This window comes from Streptomyces sp. NBC_00341, from assembly GCF_041435055.1.
Classification (GTDB): domain Bacteria; phylum Actinomycetota; class Actinomycetes; order Streptomycetales; family Streptomycetaceae; genus Streptomyces.
In genome coordinates this window covers 5,224,672-5,242,470 of record NZ_CP108002.1, presented here as the reverse complement: position 1 = coordinate 5,242,470, position 17,799 = coordinate 5,224,672, and the positions used below count along the sequence as shown (strand labels likewise).

The window sequence follows — 17,799 nt, the reverse complement described above, 5'->3', positions numbered from 1 at the left end:
AGCGTCAGCGCCCCCGCAGCTCCCCCTTCACCACCTTGCCGCTCGCGTTGCGCGGGAGCTCGCTGACGAACTCCACCGCCCTCGGCACCTTGTAGTTCGCCATCTCGCGCCGCGACCAGGCGATCAGGTCGTCGGCGGTCACCGTGGCGCCCGGACGGCGGACCGCGTACGCCTTGCCGACCTCGCCGAGGCGGGGGTCGGGGATGCCGATGACCGCGATGTCGGCGACGTCCGGGTGCAGGCCCAGGAGCTGTTCGATCTCCGCGGGGTAGGCGTTGAAGCCGCCGACGATGAACATGTCCTTGATCCGGTCCGTGATCCGCAGGCTGCCGTCCGGGTCCAGGACGCCGATGTCGCCGGTGTGGAGCCAGCCGTCCGGGGTGATCGTGGCGGCCGTGGTCTCCGGGTCCTCGAAGTAGCCGCGCATCACGTTGAAGCCCCGGACCAGGACCTCGCCCGGTTCGCCGGGGGCCGCCAGGACGCGGATCTCGGTGCCGGGGATCGCGCGGCCGGAGGTGGCGGCGATGGTCCGGGCCGGGTCGCCGCGGCGGCACATCGACACGATGCCGCTCGCCTCGGAGAGGCCGTAGGCGGTCAGGACCGTGGCTATGCCCAGCTCGGTGCGCAGCCGCTCCACCAGCTGGAGCGGGACCACCGCCGCGCCCGTCACCACCAGGCGGAGCGCCGACAGGTCGTGGGTGGAGCGGGCCGGGTGGTCCAGGAGCGACTGGTGGAGGGTGGGCGGGCCGGGCAGGACCGAGATGCGCTCGGCGGCGATGTTGGCGAGGACCGTGTCCACGTTGAAGACCGGCTGCGGGATCATCGTCGCGCCCCGCATCAGGCAGGCGATCACGCCCGCCTTGTAGCCGAAGGTGTGGAAGAACGGGTTCACGATCAGATAGCGGTCGCCCTCGCGCAGACCGGCCAGCTCGCTCCATATCTCGTAGCAGCGCAGGGTCTGGGCGTGGCTGATGACCGCGCCCTTGGGCCGTCCCGTGGTGCCCGAGGTGTAGATGATGTCGGAGGGGGCGGACGGGGCGATGGCGTCGGCCCGTTCCCGTACCCGCTCCGGAGAGATCCCCTCGCCGGAGGCCAGGAAGTCCTTCCAGGTGACGTAGTCGGCGGGGGCGGTGTCGGCGAGGACGACCACCGTTTCCAGGTACGGGAGTTCGATGTCGGCCCGGCGCAGGGACGCCACGTACGACGTGCCGAGGAAGGTGCCCGTGACGAAGAGCAGTTTCGCCCGGCTGCGCTCCAGGATGTACGCCGCCTCCGTCCCCTTGAAGCGGGTGTTGAGCGGCACCAGGACGGCGCCCGCGGTCACCGCGCCCAGCGCGGAGACGATCCAGTCCAGGGTGTTGGGCGCCCAGACCGCCACCCGGTCCCCCGGTTCCACCCCCGAGGCCATGCACGCGGCGGCGGCCCGCTCCACGCGTTCACCGAGTTCCGTGTACGTGATCCTGGTGCGGCCCTCGGCCACCGCCTCGCGGTCGCCGTAGCGCCGCGCCGCCTCCCGCACCAGGTTCGGGACGGTGGACCATTCCTCGTCGCCGCGCATCTCGTGCCCTCCGTCTCGGTCCGAACGGCCCTGCCGACCGCAGTAGCTGACTATCCGTCAGATTAGCTGTAGCCTCCTCCGCTGTCAGCAGTCATGACGGCTTCGGAGGTGGCGGTGGCGACGCTCAGGGACAAGACAGCGATAGCCGGGATAGGGCAGACGCGGTTCGCGAAGCATCTGCCCGAATCGGAGAAGACCCTGGCCTGCCGGGCCATCGTCGCGGCGCTCGACGACGCGGGCATCGCCGCGTCGGAGGTGGACGCGTTCGCCTCGTACACGATGGAGGAGACCGACGAGGTCGAGGTCGCCAAGTCCATCGGGGCCGGTGACGTGACCTTCTTCAGCAAGGTGGGGTACGGGGGCGGCGGCTCCTGTGCGACGCTCGCGCACCTCGCTGCCGCCGTCGCCACCGGCCAGGCGAGTGTCGGGGTCGCCTGGCGGTCCCGGAAACGCGGCTCCGGGCCACGGCCCTGGAAGAACACCGCCGTGCAGCTGCCCACCCCCGCCCAGTGGACCCGGCCGTACGGGCTGCTGCGGCCCGCCGACGAGATCGGCATGCTGGCCCGCCGGTACATGCACGAGTACGGGGCGACCCGCGACCACCTCTTCAACGTCGCGCTGGCCTGCCGCAACCGGGCCAACCAGAACCCCGACGCCGTGATGTACGAGCGCCCGCTGACCCGCGACATGTATATGACCTCGCGCTGGATCAGTGAACCGCTCTGCCTCTTCGACAACTGCCTGGAGACGGACGGCGCGCTGGCCTGCGTCATCGTCTCCGCGGAACGGGCCCGCGACTGCCGGCAGAAGCCCGTCTACCTCCACTCCGTCGCCCAGGGACTGCCCGCCCAGCACCACGGGATGGTCAACTACTGGAACGACGACCCGCTCACCGGACCGGCCTGGGCCGCCGCCCGACAGCTGTGGAAGCAGGCCGACTTCGGACCGGACGACGTCGATGTCGCCCAGATATACGACGCGTTCACCCCGCTCATCCCGCTCTCCCTGGAGGGGTACGGGTTCTGCGGGCGCGGCGAGGGCGCCTCCTTCACCGAGGGCGGGGCGCTGGAGAGCGGCGGCCGGCTCCCGATCAACACGGGCGGCGGCGGGCTCAGCGAGGGGTACGTGCACGGCTTCAACCTCATCAACGAGGGCGTGAAGCAACTGCGCGGCGTCTCCACCGCCCAGGTCCCCGACGCCTCGACCTGTCTGGTCACCGCCGGGGAGGGCGTGCCCACGTCCGCCGTACTGCTGAGGAACTGAGGAGCGATTCGAGATGGATGGACTGCTGCTGCCCGTCGTCGACGAGGACGGCGCGCCCTTCTGGGAGTACGCGGCCCGTGGTGAACTGCGCGTCCAGGCGTGCGCCGCACCCGACTGCGGACGGCTCCGCTTCCCGCCCCGGCCGTGCTGCCCGCACTGCCAGTCGTTCGAGAGCGAGTGGCGGGCGATGAGCGGGCGCGGCCGCATCTGGTCGTACGTGCTGCCGCACCCGCCACTGCTGCCCGCCTACGCCGAGCAGGCCCCGTACAACGCGGTGGTGGTCGAACTGGCCGACGCCCCCGAGATCCGGCTGGTCGGCAACGTGGTCAGCGGGCCCGACGCACCGCTGAACTCCGTCGATCCGGAACGGCTGCGGATCGGGGCCGGGGTGAAGGCGGTCTTCTGCCCCGTCTCCCCCGAAGTGACCATGGTCCGCTGGCTGCTGGAGCGGTGAGGGGCGATGGCGCTGCGCACGGAGACGGACAAGGGGACCGGGGTCGCGCTGCTCACCCTGGACCGGCCGGAGCGGCTCAACGCGATCGACCTCGCGACGGCCGCGGAACTCGTCGCCGCCTGGCGGGCGTTCCGGTACGACGACGAGGTGCGGGCGGTCGTGCTGACCGGCGCGGGCGGCCGGGCGTTCTGCACCGGGATCGACCGGGGCGTGGACGTCCCGCAGCCCCCGTCCCCGTACACGATCGACGATCCGCTGATCGCGATCGGGCCGAAGGCCAACGACCTGTGGAAGCCGGTGATCGCGGCCGTGGAGGGGATGGCCTGCGGCGGGGCGTTCTACCTGCTGGGCGAGGCGGAGTTCGTCATCGCGTCCGAGGAGGCGACGTTCTTCGATCCGCACACCACGTACGGCATGGTCAGCGCGTACGAGGCGATCTCGATGGCGCAGCGGATGCCGTTCGGTGAGGTGGCCAGGATGTCCCTGATGGGGACGGCCGAGCGGGTGTCGGCCCGGCGTGCGTACGAGACCGGGCTGGTCAGCGAGGTGACCGGGGCCGGTGGCGCGGTGCCGGCGGCGCTGCGGGCGGCGGCGGTCATCGCCTCGTACCCGACGGCGGCGGTGCAGGGGACGGTACGGGCCGTCTGGTCGGCGAAGGAGGCGGCGAGGACGCAGGCGCTGGCCCATGCCCCGCACCTGATCGCGCTCGGGAACCTGGCGCCTGAGCGGCAGGCCGAGCTGTTCGAGGGGCGGGGCAGGGGCGGCGGTGAGCCCCGGATCAGGTGAGAGCTGAGCCGGTGGCGGTGTCCCTCACCGTCAGTACGTGAGCTCTGCGGTGACCGAGCACTTCTTCACCCGAGAGACCTTGCTCGGGCTGTCCATCCGGACGGAGACGGTCTTCGTGTCGCCGCCGTCGGCGTCCACGGTCGCCTCACCGGTGTCGATGGTGGCGCCCCGTGCGTCGAGGAAGCTCACGTCGACCTCGTACGTGTGGCTGCCGACGGCGTTCGCGGTGAGCCGCACGGTGGAGGTGGTGACGGCCTTGCGCTTGCCCTTGCGGGGTGCCGCGCAGCGGAAGACGTATGCGCGGGGCGCGTCCGTCGCGGTGGCGGTGGGGGTCGCCGTGTCGTAGGTGGAGTCGTTGGACGAGCTGCCGGACGAGTAGTTGTCATCGTCGTAGTCGGAGTCGGTGTCGTGGTAAGTGCCGTTGCTCTTCTTGGAGTTGGAGCACCCGCCGCCGCTGCTGCTGCTGCCGCCGCTGCTGGACTTCCGGCTCTTGCTGCCGCTCTTGCTGCCGTGTCCGTGGCTGGAGCTGGAGAAGCCGGTCAGCGCGAGGACCACCGCGACGAGGACCACTGTCAGTTTCATGTGCTGCCGCATCATCGATGCCGCCCCCCTTGTGTGGTGATTCAGTTGTTCGGTGCCGTGCCGCTGTCCGGCCCCGGGGCCGGACAGCCGCGCGACACCGTAGCGCACAGCATGGCCGGTTTCGATCGGCAGCCCGGTCATGGCCCTGTCACGGTCTCGTCATGGTCCGGCGACGGGCCTGCCCACAGCCGGTCCGTCGCCGTCTGGTGGCGGGGGTCATCCGCCCGGCGTAGCGTCGGGAAGCGAGAGCGGTGCTGTTCCGCGCCACCGGCCGGTGGCGCCCCGCGCGTCCCGCTGGAGGCCGGAGATGATCCGTAACGTCCTCGGCTCGATCGTCGCTCTCGCCGGAGCGGCGGCCGCCGTGCTGAGCCCCTTCCGTGACTGGTACGACGGCCGCCTCGGGCGGCACTACCGGATCGACGACCTCTTCACCGGCATCACCGCGGCGCACCCGGGCCTGTTCGGTTCGCTCCTGCTGCCCTTCGCCTTCGCCGCGGTCGTGACGGTCCTCGGCGTGGTCCTGCGGTCCCGGCTGCTGGTCGCCCTCGCGGGCGTGGTGGTCCTCGGGTTCACCGTGTTCTGGATGGTCCGGCAGGGCCAGGCGGCCGGCGAACTCACGGTCACCGGCGACGGTTCCGGAATCCAGCAGGGGGTCGCGATCGCGGCGGGCGGCGGGGTGCTGCTCCTGCTGGGCGCGGCCCTGATGTCTGGGCGGCGCCGGAGTACGGGGCGGCCGGGGCGGTACGGGCAGCCGGAGCCGTACGAGCCGCCGGGCTCCGCGGATCCCGACACCTGGCCGCCCACCCGGGAGCCGGGCCCGTCGGTGCAGACGAGCCCCTGGCCGGAACCGGAAGCGGACCCGTACGTCGGCCCGGAGCCGCCTCCGGGCAAACCAAGCCCGTCCGGCGATTGAGGACGAAGCGGCCCGCCGGGCGCACCCGGCCCCCTCCGCGCCGTGCACCGCACACCGGAGGCGGCCCGCCCTACGAACGCGGCCTGTTGCCCGTCCCCGTACCCTTCAGCGCGTCCAGCGCGTACACGCAGCGGTCCTTGCTGCACGCGTACACCACCCCGCCCTGCGCCACCGGAGAGCCCGTGATCTCGCCGCCCGTCGCGAGCTTCCAGCGGAGCTGGCCGCCCGCCGCGTCCAGGGTGTAGAGCACGTGGTCGGCCGAACCGAAGTGGACCCGGCCGTCCGCGACGACCGGTGCGCCCACCACGTCGCCGCCCGCGGCGAACCGCCACTTCGGGGTGCCGGTGACCGCGTCCAGCGTGTACAGCGCGCTGCCGCTGCCGACGTGCACGTTGCCCGTCGCCACCAGCACCGGTTCGGTCGACTGCCGGGACTCCGTGGCGATGCGCCAGCGGTCCTTGCCGGTCGAGGCGTCCAGCGCGTACACCGTGCCGAGGTAGTCCGCGAGGTACACCCCGCCGCCGGTGACCGCGGGGCCCGGCGCGAACGCGGGCGGCGAGAGGAAGACCGCGGGGGACTCGAAGTGCCAGCGCACCCGGCCCGAGCCGATGTCCAGCGCGAGGACCCGGGTCCCCGCGCTGACGTAGGCGTAGCCGTCCGGCGCCGGGGTCACCCGGACCGGCACCCCGCCGCAGGAGGCCGCGTCGCCCACCGGGTACGACCAGCGCTCGATGCCCGTCCGGGCGTCGAGCGCCCGCAGCCGGGCGTCCTGCCAGAGGTAGACCGTGCCGTCATGGATCGCGGGTCCGGCCTCCGCCGTCTCGAAGTCCGTCTGCGCCCCGGTGGTCTCCCAGAGCTTCTCCCCGGTGGACGCCTCCCACGCCTGGACGCCGCCGCCCCGGGTGCCGGTGACGACCGTGCCCCGGTCGGCCTTGAGCGAGTACACCCACGCGTCGCTCTGGAGCCGCCACCGCTCGGCTCCGGTGACCGCGTCCAGGGCGTAGAGCGAGGGACCGTCGGAGGCGTGGATCCGGCCGCCCTCCACGGCCATCGCCCAGGCCACGTCACGGGTCTTGAACTGGCGCCGCCCGTTGCCGGTGTCCAGCGCGTGCACCTCGAAGGAGGTGACGTAGAGGAGCTCACCGACGACGACCGGCGTCCCCCACACGTCGTTCGACATCCGGAACCGCCAGGGCCGCCAGCGGTCCGGGCCGGAGGACGCGTTGTCCGGCGCGTGCGCCGGAGCGGGCACCGGGGCGGTCGGGGCCGTGGTCGAGCCGTTCGGCCCGCCGGGCGGGCGCACCCAGCCGGTCGCCGGTGCCGCCTCCGCGGCGGCGGCGGTGGCGCGCACGTCCTGGGCGCGCGGACCGGGCCCGATCGGCACCTGGGCGCCGGAGAGCAGGACCGGACCGCCCGCGTCGGGCGCCTCCGCGGGCGGGGTCACGGGCGGTACGGCCGGAGGGCGCGGATCCGTGGCCCCGGGCCGCCGGGCGGTGTCCCGGCCTGCCCCCGGATGCGTGCCGGGCAGCGGCTGGGGCTGCGCGGGGACGGGAGGGGGTGCGGCGATCACGCGTCCGCCGCCCCGGCGCAACTCGATCATCTCGGTGGCGGAGGCCGGCAGCCAGGCCGATGCCGTACCGCTGTCGTCGCCGCCGGAGGCGAAGAGGTGCGGGGCGAGCTGGGACTGGAGCTCGGCGGGGGTGGGCCGGCGCGAGGCGTCCATCTGCATGCAGGACTCGATCAGCGACCGCAGATCGTCGGGCAGACCGTTGAGATCGGGGCCCTCGCGCAGCAGCATGAAGACCGTCTCGACCGGGTTGGCCCCGTGGAACGGCGCATGGCCGGTCGCGGCGAAGACGAGCGTCGAGCCGAGCGAGAAGACGTCACTGGCGCCCGTGACGCTGCGCGAGTCCCGCGCCTGCTCCGGCGACATGTACGCGGGCGTGCCGACGGCGACGTTCGTCATGGTCAGCCGGGTGTTGGAGACGCCGGACGCGATGCCGAAGTCGATGACCCGGGGGCCGTCCTCGACGACGAGCACGTTCGACGGCTTCATGTCGCGGTGGACGAGCTTCGCGCCGTGGATGGACTGGAGGGCCTCCGCGATGCCCGCGGCCAGCCAGCGCACCGCCTGGGTCGGCATCGGTCCGCACTCATTCACTATTTCTTCGAGCGAGGGCGCGGGCACGTAGGCGGTGGCGAGCCAGGGCACGGCGGCGCGCGGGTCGGCGTCGACGACGGCGGCGGTGTAGAAGCCGCTGACCGCGCGGGCCGCCTCCACCTCACGCGTGAACCGGACCCGGAACAGCTGGTCCTCGGCCAGTTCCGTACGCACCGTCTTGATCGCCACCCGCCGGCCCGACGCCGAGCGGGCGAGATAGACCAGCCCCATGCCGCCGGCCCCGAGCCGCCCCAGCACCTCGAACGGGCCGATCCGCCTCGGGTCGTGCTGCGTCAGCTGCTCCATCACTTACCTGCCACCCTCCCCGTACGGGCCTCGGTCGCCCGAGGCCCGCGAAAACCCGCCCTGTGCAGCGTCTCACCACTGGGCGCCACCCGACGGTGCGCACCCCGATTGTTCCTGGCCGAGGCGCCGGTTGCGAACCCGGGGGCAGAACCGGGTGTCGTGGATCACTCCAGGCGGTATCAGGACACCGGTGGCTGAAGTACGGCGAAGACGGCGCCCTGGTCGTCCTGGAGCACCGCCATCCGCCCGTACGGGATGTCGAAGGGCGGTGCGGAGACCCGGCCGCCGAGCCGGACGACGGTGTCGGCCGAGGCGTCGCAGTCCGCCACGGCGAAGTAGTTGAGGAAGTAGCTGGGCATCATCGCGGGGAACGCGTCGGTGATGACGCTGCGCCCGCCGACCGCGGTGTCCGGCCCGGGTTCCGTGCCGGCCGGCGACCACATGCGGAAGTCGACGCGGGACTCGTCTGTGTCCGGGGCGCCGGGGGTGCCGGGGCCGGCCTCGTCCGGATCGACGGAGCGGAAGCCGAAGACCTGCTCGTAGAAGGGGTCGACGCGGTCCTTCTGCCGGGTGTAGACCTCGGTCCAGCAGAAGGAGCCCGGCTCGTTCTGCTTCTGGAAGCCCTTGCGTTCACCCGCCTGCCAGAGCCCGAAGACCGCGCCGCCGGGATCGGCGGCCTGGGCGAGCGCCCCCAGCCGGCCGGCCCGCACCGGTTCGGTGATCACCTGCCCGCCCGCCTCCCGGACGCGGGCGACGGAGGCGGTGATGTCGTCGGTCGCGAAGTAGACGCCCCAGGCGGTCGGCATCCGGCCGTCCTGCTTGGCGGCGAGCGCGGCGACCAGGGCCCCGCCGCTGAGGGCGTCGGCGTACGGGCCGCCACCGGCACGGAAGCCGTCACCCGTACGGAAACCGTCACCCGCGCGGAAGGTCCAGCCGAAGAGCTCGCCGTAGAAGCGCTTGCCGGCTTCGAGGTCGGGGAGCTGCACATCCACCCAGCACGGCGCGGACTGCGCGAATGCGGCCATGGGCCCGGATCCTTCCGTCGCGGTGACGCTCGTCACAGCCAACGTAACCGCGGGTCGCCGCACGCGCGCCCCGGCTCTTCCGCACCTCACACGCATCGAACATTCATCGAACGCACATTCGAGACAGAACTCTCGAATCGCCGTCGTCACGGAAAGTTATCCACGGAAGTTATCCACAGGCTGTTGATAATACTAATGCGGCTGTGGGCAACGGGGACGGGACCGCGGGGCGCACGGCGGGGCACACCGGCGGAAACCGACGCACTCCCCCCACCACGCCTGCGCCCCTCCCCATTTGCAGTCGGCCGAATCGCGCTCCGATCACCCGTCGGTAAGCTGACGGCATGACAGGACAAGTACGCACCGTCGACGGCCGCGTGGCCGGCCGACGCGGACAGGCGACGCGGCAGAAGCTGCTCGACTGCCTCAGCGAGATGCTCAGTTCCTCGCCGTACCGGGACGTCAAAGTCATCGACGTCGCCCGGAAGGCGGGGACTTCACCCGCGACCTTCTATCAGTACTTCCCCGACGTCGAGGGCGCCGTCCTCGAGATCGCGGAGGAAATGGCCAAGGAGGGTGCCGGACTGACCGAACTGGTCGCCGGGCGCTCCTGGGTCGGCAAATCGGGCTGGCAGACCGCCGAAGAACTCGTCGAGGGGTTCCTCGACTTCTGGCGGCGCCACGACGCGATCCTGCGCGTGGTCGACCTCGGCGCGGCCGAGGGCGACAAGCGGTTCTACAAGATCCGCATGAAGATCCTCAACTCCGTCACCAACTCCCTTACGGATTCGGTGAAGGAGCTCCAGGCCAAGGGCAAGGTGGACAAGGACGTCAGCCCCGCGGCGATGGCCGGTTCACTGGTCGCGATGCTGGCCGCGGTCGCCTCGCACCAGAAGGGCTTCACCACCTGGGGCGTGAAGCAGTCCGAACTCCGGCCGAACCTCGCACTGTTGGTACATCTGGGCATCACCGGCAAGAAGCCGGCCAAGTAGCGCCCGCGCCGGAATCCCGTACTGGGTGACGCGCGGTGATCCCGGGCGCCCCAGGTCCTGTCTCACCGACGGCGGACCACGCATGTGGTCCGCCGTCGGTGTATCCGGACACCTCCGTGAACCCGCGCACCCTCACCCCGGACCGTCGCGCCGCTCCAGCCTGAACAGCCGGATCTCCCGGTCGATCCGCGCCTGGTACGCCGCGTAGGGCGGCCAGAACCTCAGCGCCGCCTCCCACACCTCGGCGCGCTCCGCCCCCGCCAGCAGCCGGGCCCGCACCGGAATGCCGACGCCCTTCCAGCTGATCACCGGAGCCTCCGGGTGCGCCAGCAGGTTCGCCGTCCAGGCGGGATGCCCCGGACGGCCGAAGTTGGAGCCGACCAGCACCCAGCTGCCCGTACCGCCGTCCCGCTCCACCGGCATGCAGGCCAGCGGCGTCGTCCGGAGCTGCCCGCTGCGCGCCCCCGGCACCGTCAGCACCACCCCCGGCAGCATCTGCGCGCTGAGCAGCACCTTGCCCCGGGTGAGCCGGTGCACCGCGCGGTCCATGGCGGGCACGACGTGGGGGGCGATCCGCGCGAAGGCCCGGGTCGAGGAGACCTTCTGGACGAGGCGCACACCGGGCGCCATCAGACGGCCACCCGTTCGGCCGGTCCGCCGCTGGCCGGTCCGCCGCCGACCGGTCCGCCACCGGCCGGCCCCTGCCCGGACGGTCCCTCCCCTGCCGCACCCTGTTCCGCTGCCCGGTACCGCTCCCCCGGCCCGCTCCCGAAGAGTCCCGCCCGCTGGGCCGCGTGGTCGCGGAGCCGGTGGACGGGGCCCAGGAGCAGTTCGTCGGCGGCGGCCCGCTTGAAGTACAGCTGCGCCTCGTGCTCCCAGGTGAATCCGATGCCCCCGTGCAGCTGCACGGCCTCCGCGGTGGTGACGCGCAGCGCCTCCAGCGCCTGGGCGAGGGCGAGCCCGCCGGCCTCCGGGTCCCAGGCCGCGTAGTACGCCGCGGAGCGGGCCGACTGCACCCGCACGTACAGGTCGGCGAGGCGGTGCTTCACCGCCTGGAAGGAGCCGATCGCCCGGCCGAACTGCTCGCGCTCCCCGACGTAGCCGACCGTACGTTCCAGCGCGCTCGCCGCCGCCCCCACCGCTTCTGCGGCGAGCGCGGCCGCGGCGGCGCGGCCGGTCACGGCGAGGGCCGCCGTCGCGTCCACGGTGTCGTCGGCGCCGAGGAGTTCGGCCTCGGTGTCGCGCAGCTGGACCCGGGCCAGTGGCCGGGTCTCGTCCAGCGCGGTCTGCCGGGTGCGGACGAGTCCGGCGGGTGCCTGCGGCCCGTCCGTCCTGACCAGGAACAACAGGGTGCGGCTGCGCGGGAAGCCGCCGGTGTGCGCGGCGACCAGGAGCAGTCCGGCGCTGTGCCCGTCCAGCACCTGGTCCGCCTCCCCGTACAGCCGCCACCCCGCGCCGTCGCCGCCGGCCGGTCTGGCCTGGACGCCGCCCGCCCGGCCGCCGCCCGCCCAGTTTCCGCCGGTCAGATCGCCGGTGAGGCCCAGCGCGGTGGAGAGCGAGCCGCCGGGGACGGCCAGTGCCGCGGTGAGCCCGCCCGCCGCGATCTCCGGCAGCAGGGCGGTGCGCTGCTCCTGGGTGCCGAGGGCGGCGATCAGGGGTGCGGCGAGCACGGCGGTGGCGAGCAGCGGGGACGGCAGCAGCGCGCGGCCCGCCTCCTCACAGACGACGGCGAGCTCGACGGGGCCGCAGCCGGCGCCTCCGTACTCCTGCGGGAGGGCGAGTCCGGGCAGCCCGAGGTCCTGGGCGAGGCGGCGCCACAGCTCGGCGTCGTAGCCGTCCCGGGTGGCCACCGCGCTCCTGATGTCCTCGGGGCCGCTGTGTCTGGCCAGCAGTTCGCGCACGGTGCGGCGGATCTCGTCCTGTTCCGCGGTGAAGGCGGCATCCATCGTCGGACTCCTTCCCCTCGGAGGCCGACGGCCTCCGATCTGACGGGCCGTCATGCTAGGGCGGATGCTACGAGATTCCCAGAGCCGCGCACCGCGACGGCCCACAAGATCCGGCCGCCAAGATCCGGCCGCTGCGAGCCGGTTCACCCGATCCGGATCTGATGTACCGTCAGATTCATGCCTTCTTCCCACCGCAAGGTCGCTGTCGTCGGCATATCGCTTGCCGACTGCGGACGCGTCGACACGGCGACGCCCTACGCCCTGCACGCCCAGGCCGCCCGCCGGGCGCTCGCCGACTCGGGCCTGGACCGCTCTGTCGTCGACGGGTTCGCCTCCGCCGGACTCGGCACGCTCGCCCCGGTCGAGGTCGCGGAGTACCTGGGGCTGAAACCCACCTGGGTGGACTCCACCTCGGTCGGCGGATCGACCTGGGAGGTGATGGCGGCCCACGCGGCGGACGCCATCGCGGCGGGCCGCGCCAACGCCGTACTGCTGGTCTACGGCTCGACGGCACGGGCGGACATCAAGGCGGGCCGCCGCACGTCCAACCTCTCCTTCGGGGCGCGCGGCCCGCTCCAGTTCGAGGTGCCGTACGGACACTCGCTGATCGCCAAGTACGCGATGGCCGCCCGCCGCCACATGCACGAGTACGGCACCACCCTGGAGCAGCTGGCCGAGGTGGCGGTGCAGGCCCGCGCCAACGCGGCGGCCAACCCGGACGCGATGTTCCGCACCCCGGTCACGGTCGACGAGGTGCTGTCGGGCCCGATGATCGCCGACCCCTTCACCAAGCTGCACTGCTGCATCCGCAGCGACGGCGGCTGCGCGGTGCTGCTGGCCGCCGAGGAGTACGTACCGGACACGGCGAAGGACCCCGTCTGGATTCTCGGCACCGGCGAGCACGTGTCGCACTCCGCCATGTCCGAGTGGGACGACTTCACGGTCTCCCCCGCCGCCGTCTCCGGCCGCCTCGCCTTCGAGCGGGCGGGGGTGCGGCCCGCGGACATCGACCTGGCCGAGATCTACGACGCCTTCACCTACATGACCCTGGTGACCCTGGAGGACCTGGGCTTCTGCGCGAAGGGCGAGGGCGGCGCGTTCGTGGAGAAGGGCCGCACGGGCCTCACGGGCGAGCTCCCGGTGAACACGGACGGCGGCGGCCTGTCCGCCTGCCACCCCGGCATGCGCGGACTGTTCCTGCTGGTGGAGGCGGTACGCCAGCTTCGCGGCGAGGCGGGGGAACGCCAGGTCCGCAAGGCCGGCGGCCGGCTGCCGGAACTGGCGGTGGCATCCGGAACGGGCGGCTGGTTCTGTTCGTCGGGGACGGTGGTGCTGGGGCGGGGGTGAGGGGCGAGGGCGCTCAGCCGTGCGCGCCTTCCCACGGATCGTCCCCCGCCCGGTCCTCGTCGCCGAAGAGCTCGTCTGCCTCGCGACGCGTCAACGCAGCGTCCACGCGGGGAAGCCGCCGGTGCCGGGCCACCAGCTCCTCGGCACCCAGCCTCCGCCTACGCGTGAGCGGCCGGAGCTCCGCGACCTCTGTCCCGTTACGGCTGATGCGAAAGATCTCGCCCGCCTCCACGGCATCCATGACGGCCACGGACCGGTTCCGGAACGTGCGCAGGGTAATGGTCCTCATGCGTTCAGCGTGGCCCCCGCTGGCCCCCGGTGCTACATCATTCCCGGTGCCGACTGATCAATGAGGTCCAATGGCCGCATGACCGACGCATCCGCAACCGCCTCCACCGCCCAGCGCGCTTTCCGCGATCTGCTCCACGCCCAGCGCGTGTGGGACATCGAGCTCCCCGCCTTCGACCCCGCCGCCGCGCCGCAGGCCCCGCTCCCCCTCTTCCAGGCCTGGTTCGCGGAGGCGGTGGCCGCCGGGCAGGCGGAGCCGCACACCATGACCCTGGCCACCGCCGACGCGGACGGGCTGCCCGATGTGCGGACCCTGATGCTGCACGACGCGGACGAGCGCGGCTGGCACTTCGCCACCCACGCCACCAGCGCGAAGGGCCGCCAGCTCGCCGCCCTCCCGCATGCCGCGCTCGGCTTCTACTGGCCCGCGCAGGGGCGGCAGGTACGGGTACGGGGGCCGGTCACCGCGTGCTCCGCCGCCGAGAGCAGGGCCGACCTGCACGCCCGTTCCACCGGGGCGCTGGCCTCCGCGCTGGTGGGGCGGCAGAGCGAGGTGCTCGGCTCGACGGGTGAGCTCGACCGGGCCTCGGACGCCGCCTGGCAGCGGGCCGGGGCGGAGCCGGAGGCCGAGGTGGCGAGCTGGACGCGGTACGTCGTCGAGCCGTACGAGGTCGAGTTCTTCCAGGGCGACGCGCGGCGGCGGCACATCCGGCTGCGCTACCACCGGGAGGCCGGGGCGGCGGGGGCTCCCGGGGTTTCCGGGACCTGGCGGCGGGAGCTGCTCTGGCCCTGACGGCCGCCGGGCGCCCCGCCGCCGCCCCTCCCCCTCCCCCTCAGCTCACCGTGATCGCCTGCACCGGGCAGGCGCGGGCCGCCTCGCCGACCATCGGCCCGCCGAGGGCGTCACCGGACTCCGGCAGCAGCTCGCTGAACCCGTCGTCGTCCTGGGTGAACACCTTCGGCGCCGCGAGCGCGCACTGACCCGCGCCGATGCACACGTCCCTGTCGATATCGATCTGCATCTCAGCAGGACCTTTCCGATCGGTTTCCCTCACCAGTCACCAGTCACCACGACACCAGTCACCACGCCACCGGTCACCACGCCACCGGTCACCAGGTCACGGGCAGTTCCAGCAGCCCCTGGATCGTGTCTCCCGGCTTGAACGGGACGTCCTCCGCGGGCACCGCCAGCCGCAGGCCGGGGAGCCGCTCGAAGAGGGCGGGCAGCGCGATCTCCAGCTCGGCCCGCGCGAGGTTCTGGCCCAGGCACTGGTGGATGCCGAACCCGAACGCCACGTGGTTGCGCGCGTTGCGGCCGAGGTCCAGCTCGTCGGGCGACGGGTACACGGACCCGTCCCGGTTGATCACCGACGTGGACAGGAGGACCCCGTCCCCGGCCCGGACGGTCACCCCGCCCACCTCGATGTCCTCGACGGCCACCCGCGACAGCCCGTCCGCGATGGACAGGAACCGCAGCAGCTCCTCCACCGCGGCGGGCATCCCGCTGCCGGGCTCGTCACCCGTGGAGGCGCCGGCCGCACGCAGCAGGGCCAGCTGTTCCGGGTGCTGGAGAAGGGTGAAGGTGCCGAGCGAGATCATGTTCGCGGTCGTCTCGTGCCCCGCCACGAGCAGGATCTCGGCCAGCCGCACCAGCTCCTCGGTGTCCACCGCACCGGTCTCCAGCTGCTTGACGATCAGCTCGTCCAGCAGCCCCTCGCCGGGATCGCGCCGCTTGCGCTCGATCAGTACCCGGAAGTACTCGTCGAGGGCGTCCCGCGCGGCTTCGACGTCGGAGGCCTCCGGGCCGCGGAGCAGCTTGCGCGACTGCGCCTCGAAGAACTCGTGGTCCCCGTAGGGCACCCCCAGCAGCGCGCAGATGACCATCGAGGGCACCGGCAGCGCGAAGGCGTTGACCAGATCGGCCGGCGGCCCCTGCTCGACCATCGCGTCGAGGAGGCCGTCCACGGTCGCGCGGATCTGCGGCCGCAGGGCCGCCGTCCGCCTGACCGTGAAGCTCGGGATCAGCATCCGGCGCTGGGCGTTGTGCTCAGGGTCGTCGACGCCGATCAGTTCCACGCGCCGCTGGGTGATCTCGGCCTGCCGCTTGGCGAACAGCGGGAACTCGGGGTGTTCCCGGTCGGACGACAGCCTGGGGTCCACCAGGAGCGACCGCGCCTCGGCGTGACCGGTCACCAGCCACACCGTGCGGCCGGTGTAGATACGGACGGGGGTCACCGACTGCTGCCCCCGGGTCTCACTCGGATATCCCGTCGGCGGGTGGTAGGGGCAGCTGCGATTCTGCGGAAAGGCGATGGTCTCGGTCTGGGTCTCGGTCTGGGCTTCGGTCTGGGTCTCGGTGCCGGTCTCTGCCATGGAGGACCTCGCAAAGCTATGGGGGAGTCCTGCCGATCACCCACCACTAGATGCCCTAGGCACCTAACCGGGCTAGGCGTTGTTCGGCCAAATACCCCGTACCGGACGCGCCCGCCACGGCTCGTAACGTTCCACGCCGGATGCCCTTATCCGATTTCAACCGCCGAGGAGCACTATGGGAAGCAGATGAGGACTGGAGGTCACCCATGACCCGAACCCGTAGCCGGTACGCCTCGGACCGCGGTCTCACCACACGCATGGTCACGACCATGTTCCTGATCGGCCTGCTGTACGTGGTCCTGGTCGGCGTGCTGCTCGCCGTGCTGCGCGGTGCCTGGCCGATCATCCTGATCATCACCGGCGGCATGTTCATCGCCCAGTTCTGGTTCAGCGACCGCATCGCCGCGTTCAGCATGGGCGCCCGCGAGGTCACCCCCGAGGAGGCGCCGGAACTGCACGGCGCCATCGACCGCATCTGCGCCCTCGCCGACATGCCCAAGCCCCGGGTGGCGATCTCCCAGAGCGACGTACCGAACGCCTTCGCCACCGGCCGCAGCGAGAAGACCGCCCTCGTCTGCGCCACCACGGGACTGCTGCGCAGACTGGAGCCCGAGGAACTGGAGGGCGTGCTCGCCCACGAGATGTCGCACGTCGCACACCGTGACGTCGCCGTCATGACGATCGCCTCGTTCCTCGGCGTACTCGCGGGCATCATCACCCGGGTGGCGCTCTGGGGCGGCTTCTCCCGCAACAGCCGCAGCAACGACCCCATCGGCATCGCGATCATGCTCATCCCGCTGATCAGCGCGGTGGTCTACGCCCTGAGCTTCCTCCTGACCCGCCTGCTGTCGCGCTACCGCGAGCTGTCCGCCGACCGCACGGCGGCCCTGCTCACCGGCCGCCCCTCGGCCCTGGCCTCCGCCCTCACCAAGGTGAGCGGCCAGATGGCCCGGATCCCGACGGAGGACCTGCGGAAGGCGGAGCCGTACAACGCCTTCTACTTCGTCCCGGCCTTCTCCTCCAAGGAGAGCCTGAGCCGGCTGCTCTCCTCGCACCCGACCCTCGAACAGCGCCTCGACCAGCTCTCCCGCATCTCCGCCGACCTCTCCCGCCCGTAAGGAGCCTCCGTGGGTCTGCTCGACACCATCCTGGGCCGCAGCAAACCGGTCCGCCCCGACCTCGACCAGCTCTTCGCCGTCCCGTCGGCCGCCCTGACCCTCCAGGCGGCGACGGGCTTCGTCCCGACCGGCCTCGGCTCGGTGTGCTTCGCGGGGGTGGAGGGCGGCACGTTCGCCCGTATCCAGCAGGACGTACGGGAGCTGCTGGACGCGGACACCGCGCACGGCGGCATCCCGGTGGAGTTCAGCCGGGACTCCTACGGCTACACCTGGCTGCTCGCCCGCCAGCCCGCCGAGGACACCGCCGCCCTGGTCAACGACCTGCACGCGGTCAACACCCTGCTCCAGGACGGCGGCTTCGGCCCGCAGCTGCTCTGCTCCCTGATCGCCTTCCGCGACGACCGGGACCGCCCCCTGGCGCTGGTCTACCTTTTCAAACGGGGTGCGTTTTACCCGTTTTGCATGCAACCTGGCCAGCAAAAGCGGGACAGTGCGCTGGAACTACAGGTCGCCGGCCTGCTGAAGAACGATCTCCGCATCGAGGAGGAGCTGTCTCGATGGTTCCCAATCTGGGGCGCACCTGGACTGGAGCAGTGAGCCTGGGCGACCGCGACAGCGAGGACGAGCCCCCTGCCCTCAAGGTAAGAACTGGGGCAGAGACACCCGCTCCCCGCACGCCTGTCGCGC

At 72.3% G+C, this 17,799-nt stretch carries 18 protein-coding genes; 9 read left to right on the top strand and 9 right to left on the bottom strand.

All coding sequences use genetic code 11. From position 1 onward, the window contains the following. Window positions 1-4 precede the first annotated feature (4 nt). Complete coding sequence (locus tag OG892_RS23650; protein ID WP_371630228.1) at window positions 5-1,558, bottom strand: FadD3 family acyl-CoA ligase; 1,554 nt, start codon at window positions 1,556-1,558, stop codon at window positions 5-7. Window positions 1,559-1,651: 93 nt separating this feature from the next. Here OG892_RS23650 and OG892_RS23645 point away from each other — a divergent pair, with 93 nt between their 5' ends. Genes OG892_RS23645 through OG892_RS23635 form a run of 3 tightly spaced genes read left to right on the top strand, consistent with a single transcriptional unit; the run spans window position 1,652 to window position 4,061 of the window. Then, window positions 1,652-2,821, top strand: coding sequence for a lipid-transfer protein (locus OG892_RS23645; protein ID WP_371630227.1), 1,170 nt, complete (start codon window positions 1,652-1,654; stop codon window positions 2,819-2,821). Between the two features lie 13 nt (window positions 2,822-2,834). After that, entirely contained in the window at window positions 2,835-3,275 is a 441-nt protein-coding gene (locus OG892_RS23640) for an OB-fold domain-containing protein (RefSeq protein ID WP_327338474.1), read from the top strand. Window positions 3,276-3,281: 6 nt separating this feature from the next. Beyond that, complete coding sequence (locus tag OG892_RS23635; RefSeq protein WP_073732782.1) at window positions 3,282-4,061, top strand: enoyl-CoA hydratase/isomerase family protein; 780 nt, start codon at window positions 3,282-3,284, stop codon at window positions 4,059-4,061. Between the two features lie 30 nt (window positions 4,062-4,091). Here the strand turns inward: OG892_RS23635 and OG892_RS23630 are convergent, their stop codons facing one another. Beyond that, window positions 4,092-4,658 (bottom strand): hypothetical protein, encoded by a 567-nt coding sequence (locus tag OG892_RS23630; RefSeq protein WP_371630226.1) that lies wholly within the window; start codon window positions 4,656-4,658, stop codon window positions 4,092-4,094. 292 nt (window positions 4,659-4,950) lie between these two features. Between OG892_RS23630 and OG892_RS23625 the strand changes: the two genes are divergently transcribed. Continuing rightward, a complete protein-coding gene (locus OG892_RS23625; protein ID WP_328865853.1) occupies window positions 4,951-5,556 on the top strand; it encodes a hypothetical protein in 606 nt (201 codons plus the stop codon). 70 nt (window positions 5,557-5,626) lie between these two features. Here the strand turns inward: OG892_RS23625 and OG892_RS23620 are convergent, their stop codons facing one another. Both OG892_RS23620 and OG892_RS23615 read right to left on the bottom strand, forming a co-directional pair. After that, window positions 5,627-8,023 carry a PQQ-binding-like beta-propeller repeat protein gene (locus tag OG892_RS23620; RefSeq protein ID WP_073732784.1) on the bottom strand — a complete coding sequence of 799 codons (2,397 nt, stop codon included), beginning with the start codon at window positions 8,021-8,023 and terminating at the stop codon, window positions 5,627-5,629. A 179-nt stretch (window positions 8,024-8,202) separates the two neighbouring features. Next, window positions 8,203-9,048 (bottom strand): VOC family protein, encoded by an 846-nt coding sequence (locus OG892_RS23615; protein WP_327338469.1) that lies wholly within the window; start codon window positions 9,046-9,048, stop codon window positions 8,203-8,205. A 344-nt stretch (window positions 9,049-9,392) separates the two neighbouring features. Between OG892_RS23615 and OG892_RS23610 the strand changes: the two genes are divergently transcribed. Beyond that, complete coding sequence (locus OG892_RS23610; protein WP_073732786.1) at window positions 9,393-10,040, top strand: TetR family transcriptional regulator; 648 nt, start codon at window positions 9,393-9,395, stop codon at window positions 10,038-10,040. A gap of 132 nt (window positions 10,041-10,172) precedes the next feature. On the opposite strand, the gene OG892_RS23605 is transcribed toward OG892_RS23610, so the two are convergent. Together OG892_RS23605 and OG892_RS23600 are read right to left on the bottom strand one after the other, a co-directional pair. Beyond that, on the bottom strand, window positions 10,173-10,670 hold the full coding sequence (locus OG892_RS23605) for a nitroreductase family deazaflavin-dependent oxidoreductase (protein WP_073732787.1): 498 nt from the start codon (window positions 10,668-10,670) through the stop codon (window positions 10,173-10,175). Beyond that, window positions 10,670-11,986, bottom strand: a complete 1,317-nt coding sequence (locus OG892_RS23600; protein ID WP_371630225.1) for an acyl-CoA dehydrogenase family protein — start codon at window positions 11,984-11,986, stop codon at window positions 10,670-10,672. Before OG892_RS23600 ends, OG892_RS23605 begins: the two co-directional genes overlap by 1 nt. Window positions 11,987-12,163: 177 nt before the next feature. Between OG892_RS23600 and OG892_RS23595 the strand changes: the two genes are divergently transcribed. Beyond that, window positions 12,164-13,333, top strand: coding sequence for an acetyl-CoA acetyltransferase (locus tag OG892_RS23595; protein WP_073732788.1), 1,170 nt, complete (start codon window positions 12,164-12,166; stop codon window positions 13,331-13,333). A 13-nt stretch (window positions 13,334-13,346) separates the two neighbouring features. Here OG892_RS23595 and OG892_RS23590 read toward each other — a convergent pair whose 3' ends face one another. Then, complete coding sequence (locus OG892_RS23590) at window positions 13,347-13,622, bottom strand: type II toxin-antitoxin system Phd/YefM family antitoxin (RefSeq protein WP_073732789.1); 276 nt, start codon at window positions 13,620-13,622, stop codon at window positions 13,347-13,349. 78 nt (window positions 13,623-13,700) lie between these two features. Here OG892_RS23590 and OG892_RS23585 point away from each other — a divergent pair, with 78 nt between their 5' ends. Beyond that, window positions 13,701-14,414, top strand: a complete 714-nt coding sequence (locus tag OG892_RS23585; protein ID WP_371630224.1) for a pyridoxal 5'-phosphate synthase — start codon at window positions 13,701-13,703, stop codon at window positions 14,412-14,414. 40 nt (window positions 14,415-14,454) lie between these two features. On the opposite strand, the gene OG892_RS23580 is transcribed toward OG892_RS23585, so the two are convergent. Continuing rightward, window positions 14,455-14,643: a ferredoxin gene (locus OG892_RS23580; RefSeq protein WP_073732791.1), complete on the bottom strand. Its 189-nt coding sequence runs from the start codon at window positions 14,641-14,643 to the stop codon at window positions 14,455-14,457. Between the two features lie 88 nt (window positions 14,644-14,731). Continuing rightward, a complete protein-coding gene (locus tag OG892_RS23575) occupies window positions 14,732-15,994 on the bottom strand; it encodes a cytochrome P450 (RefSeq protein ID WP_073732792.1) in 1,263 nt (420 codons plus the stop codon). Between the two features lie 206 nt (window positions 15,995-16,200). Between OG892_RS23575 and htpX the strand changes: the two genes are divergently transcribed. Next, a complete protein-coding gene (gene htpX, locus OG892_RS23570) occupies window positions 16,201-17,112 on the top strand; it encodes a zinc metalloprotease HtpX (protein ID WP_327338463.1) in 912 nt (303 codons plus the stop codon). A gap of 9 nt (window positions 17,113-17,121) precedes the next feature. Further along, the gene (locus OG892_RS23565) at window positions 17,122-17,709 is read left to right on the top strand and encodes a hypothetical protein (RefSeq protein ID WP_371630223.1); all 588 of its coding nucleotides are present in this window, start codon (window positions 17,122-17,124) and stop codon (window positions 17,707-17,709) included. Window positions 17,710-17,799 lie beyond the last annotated feature (90 nt).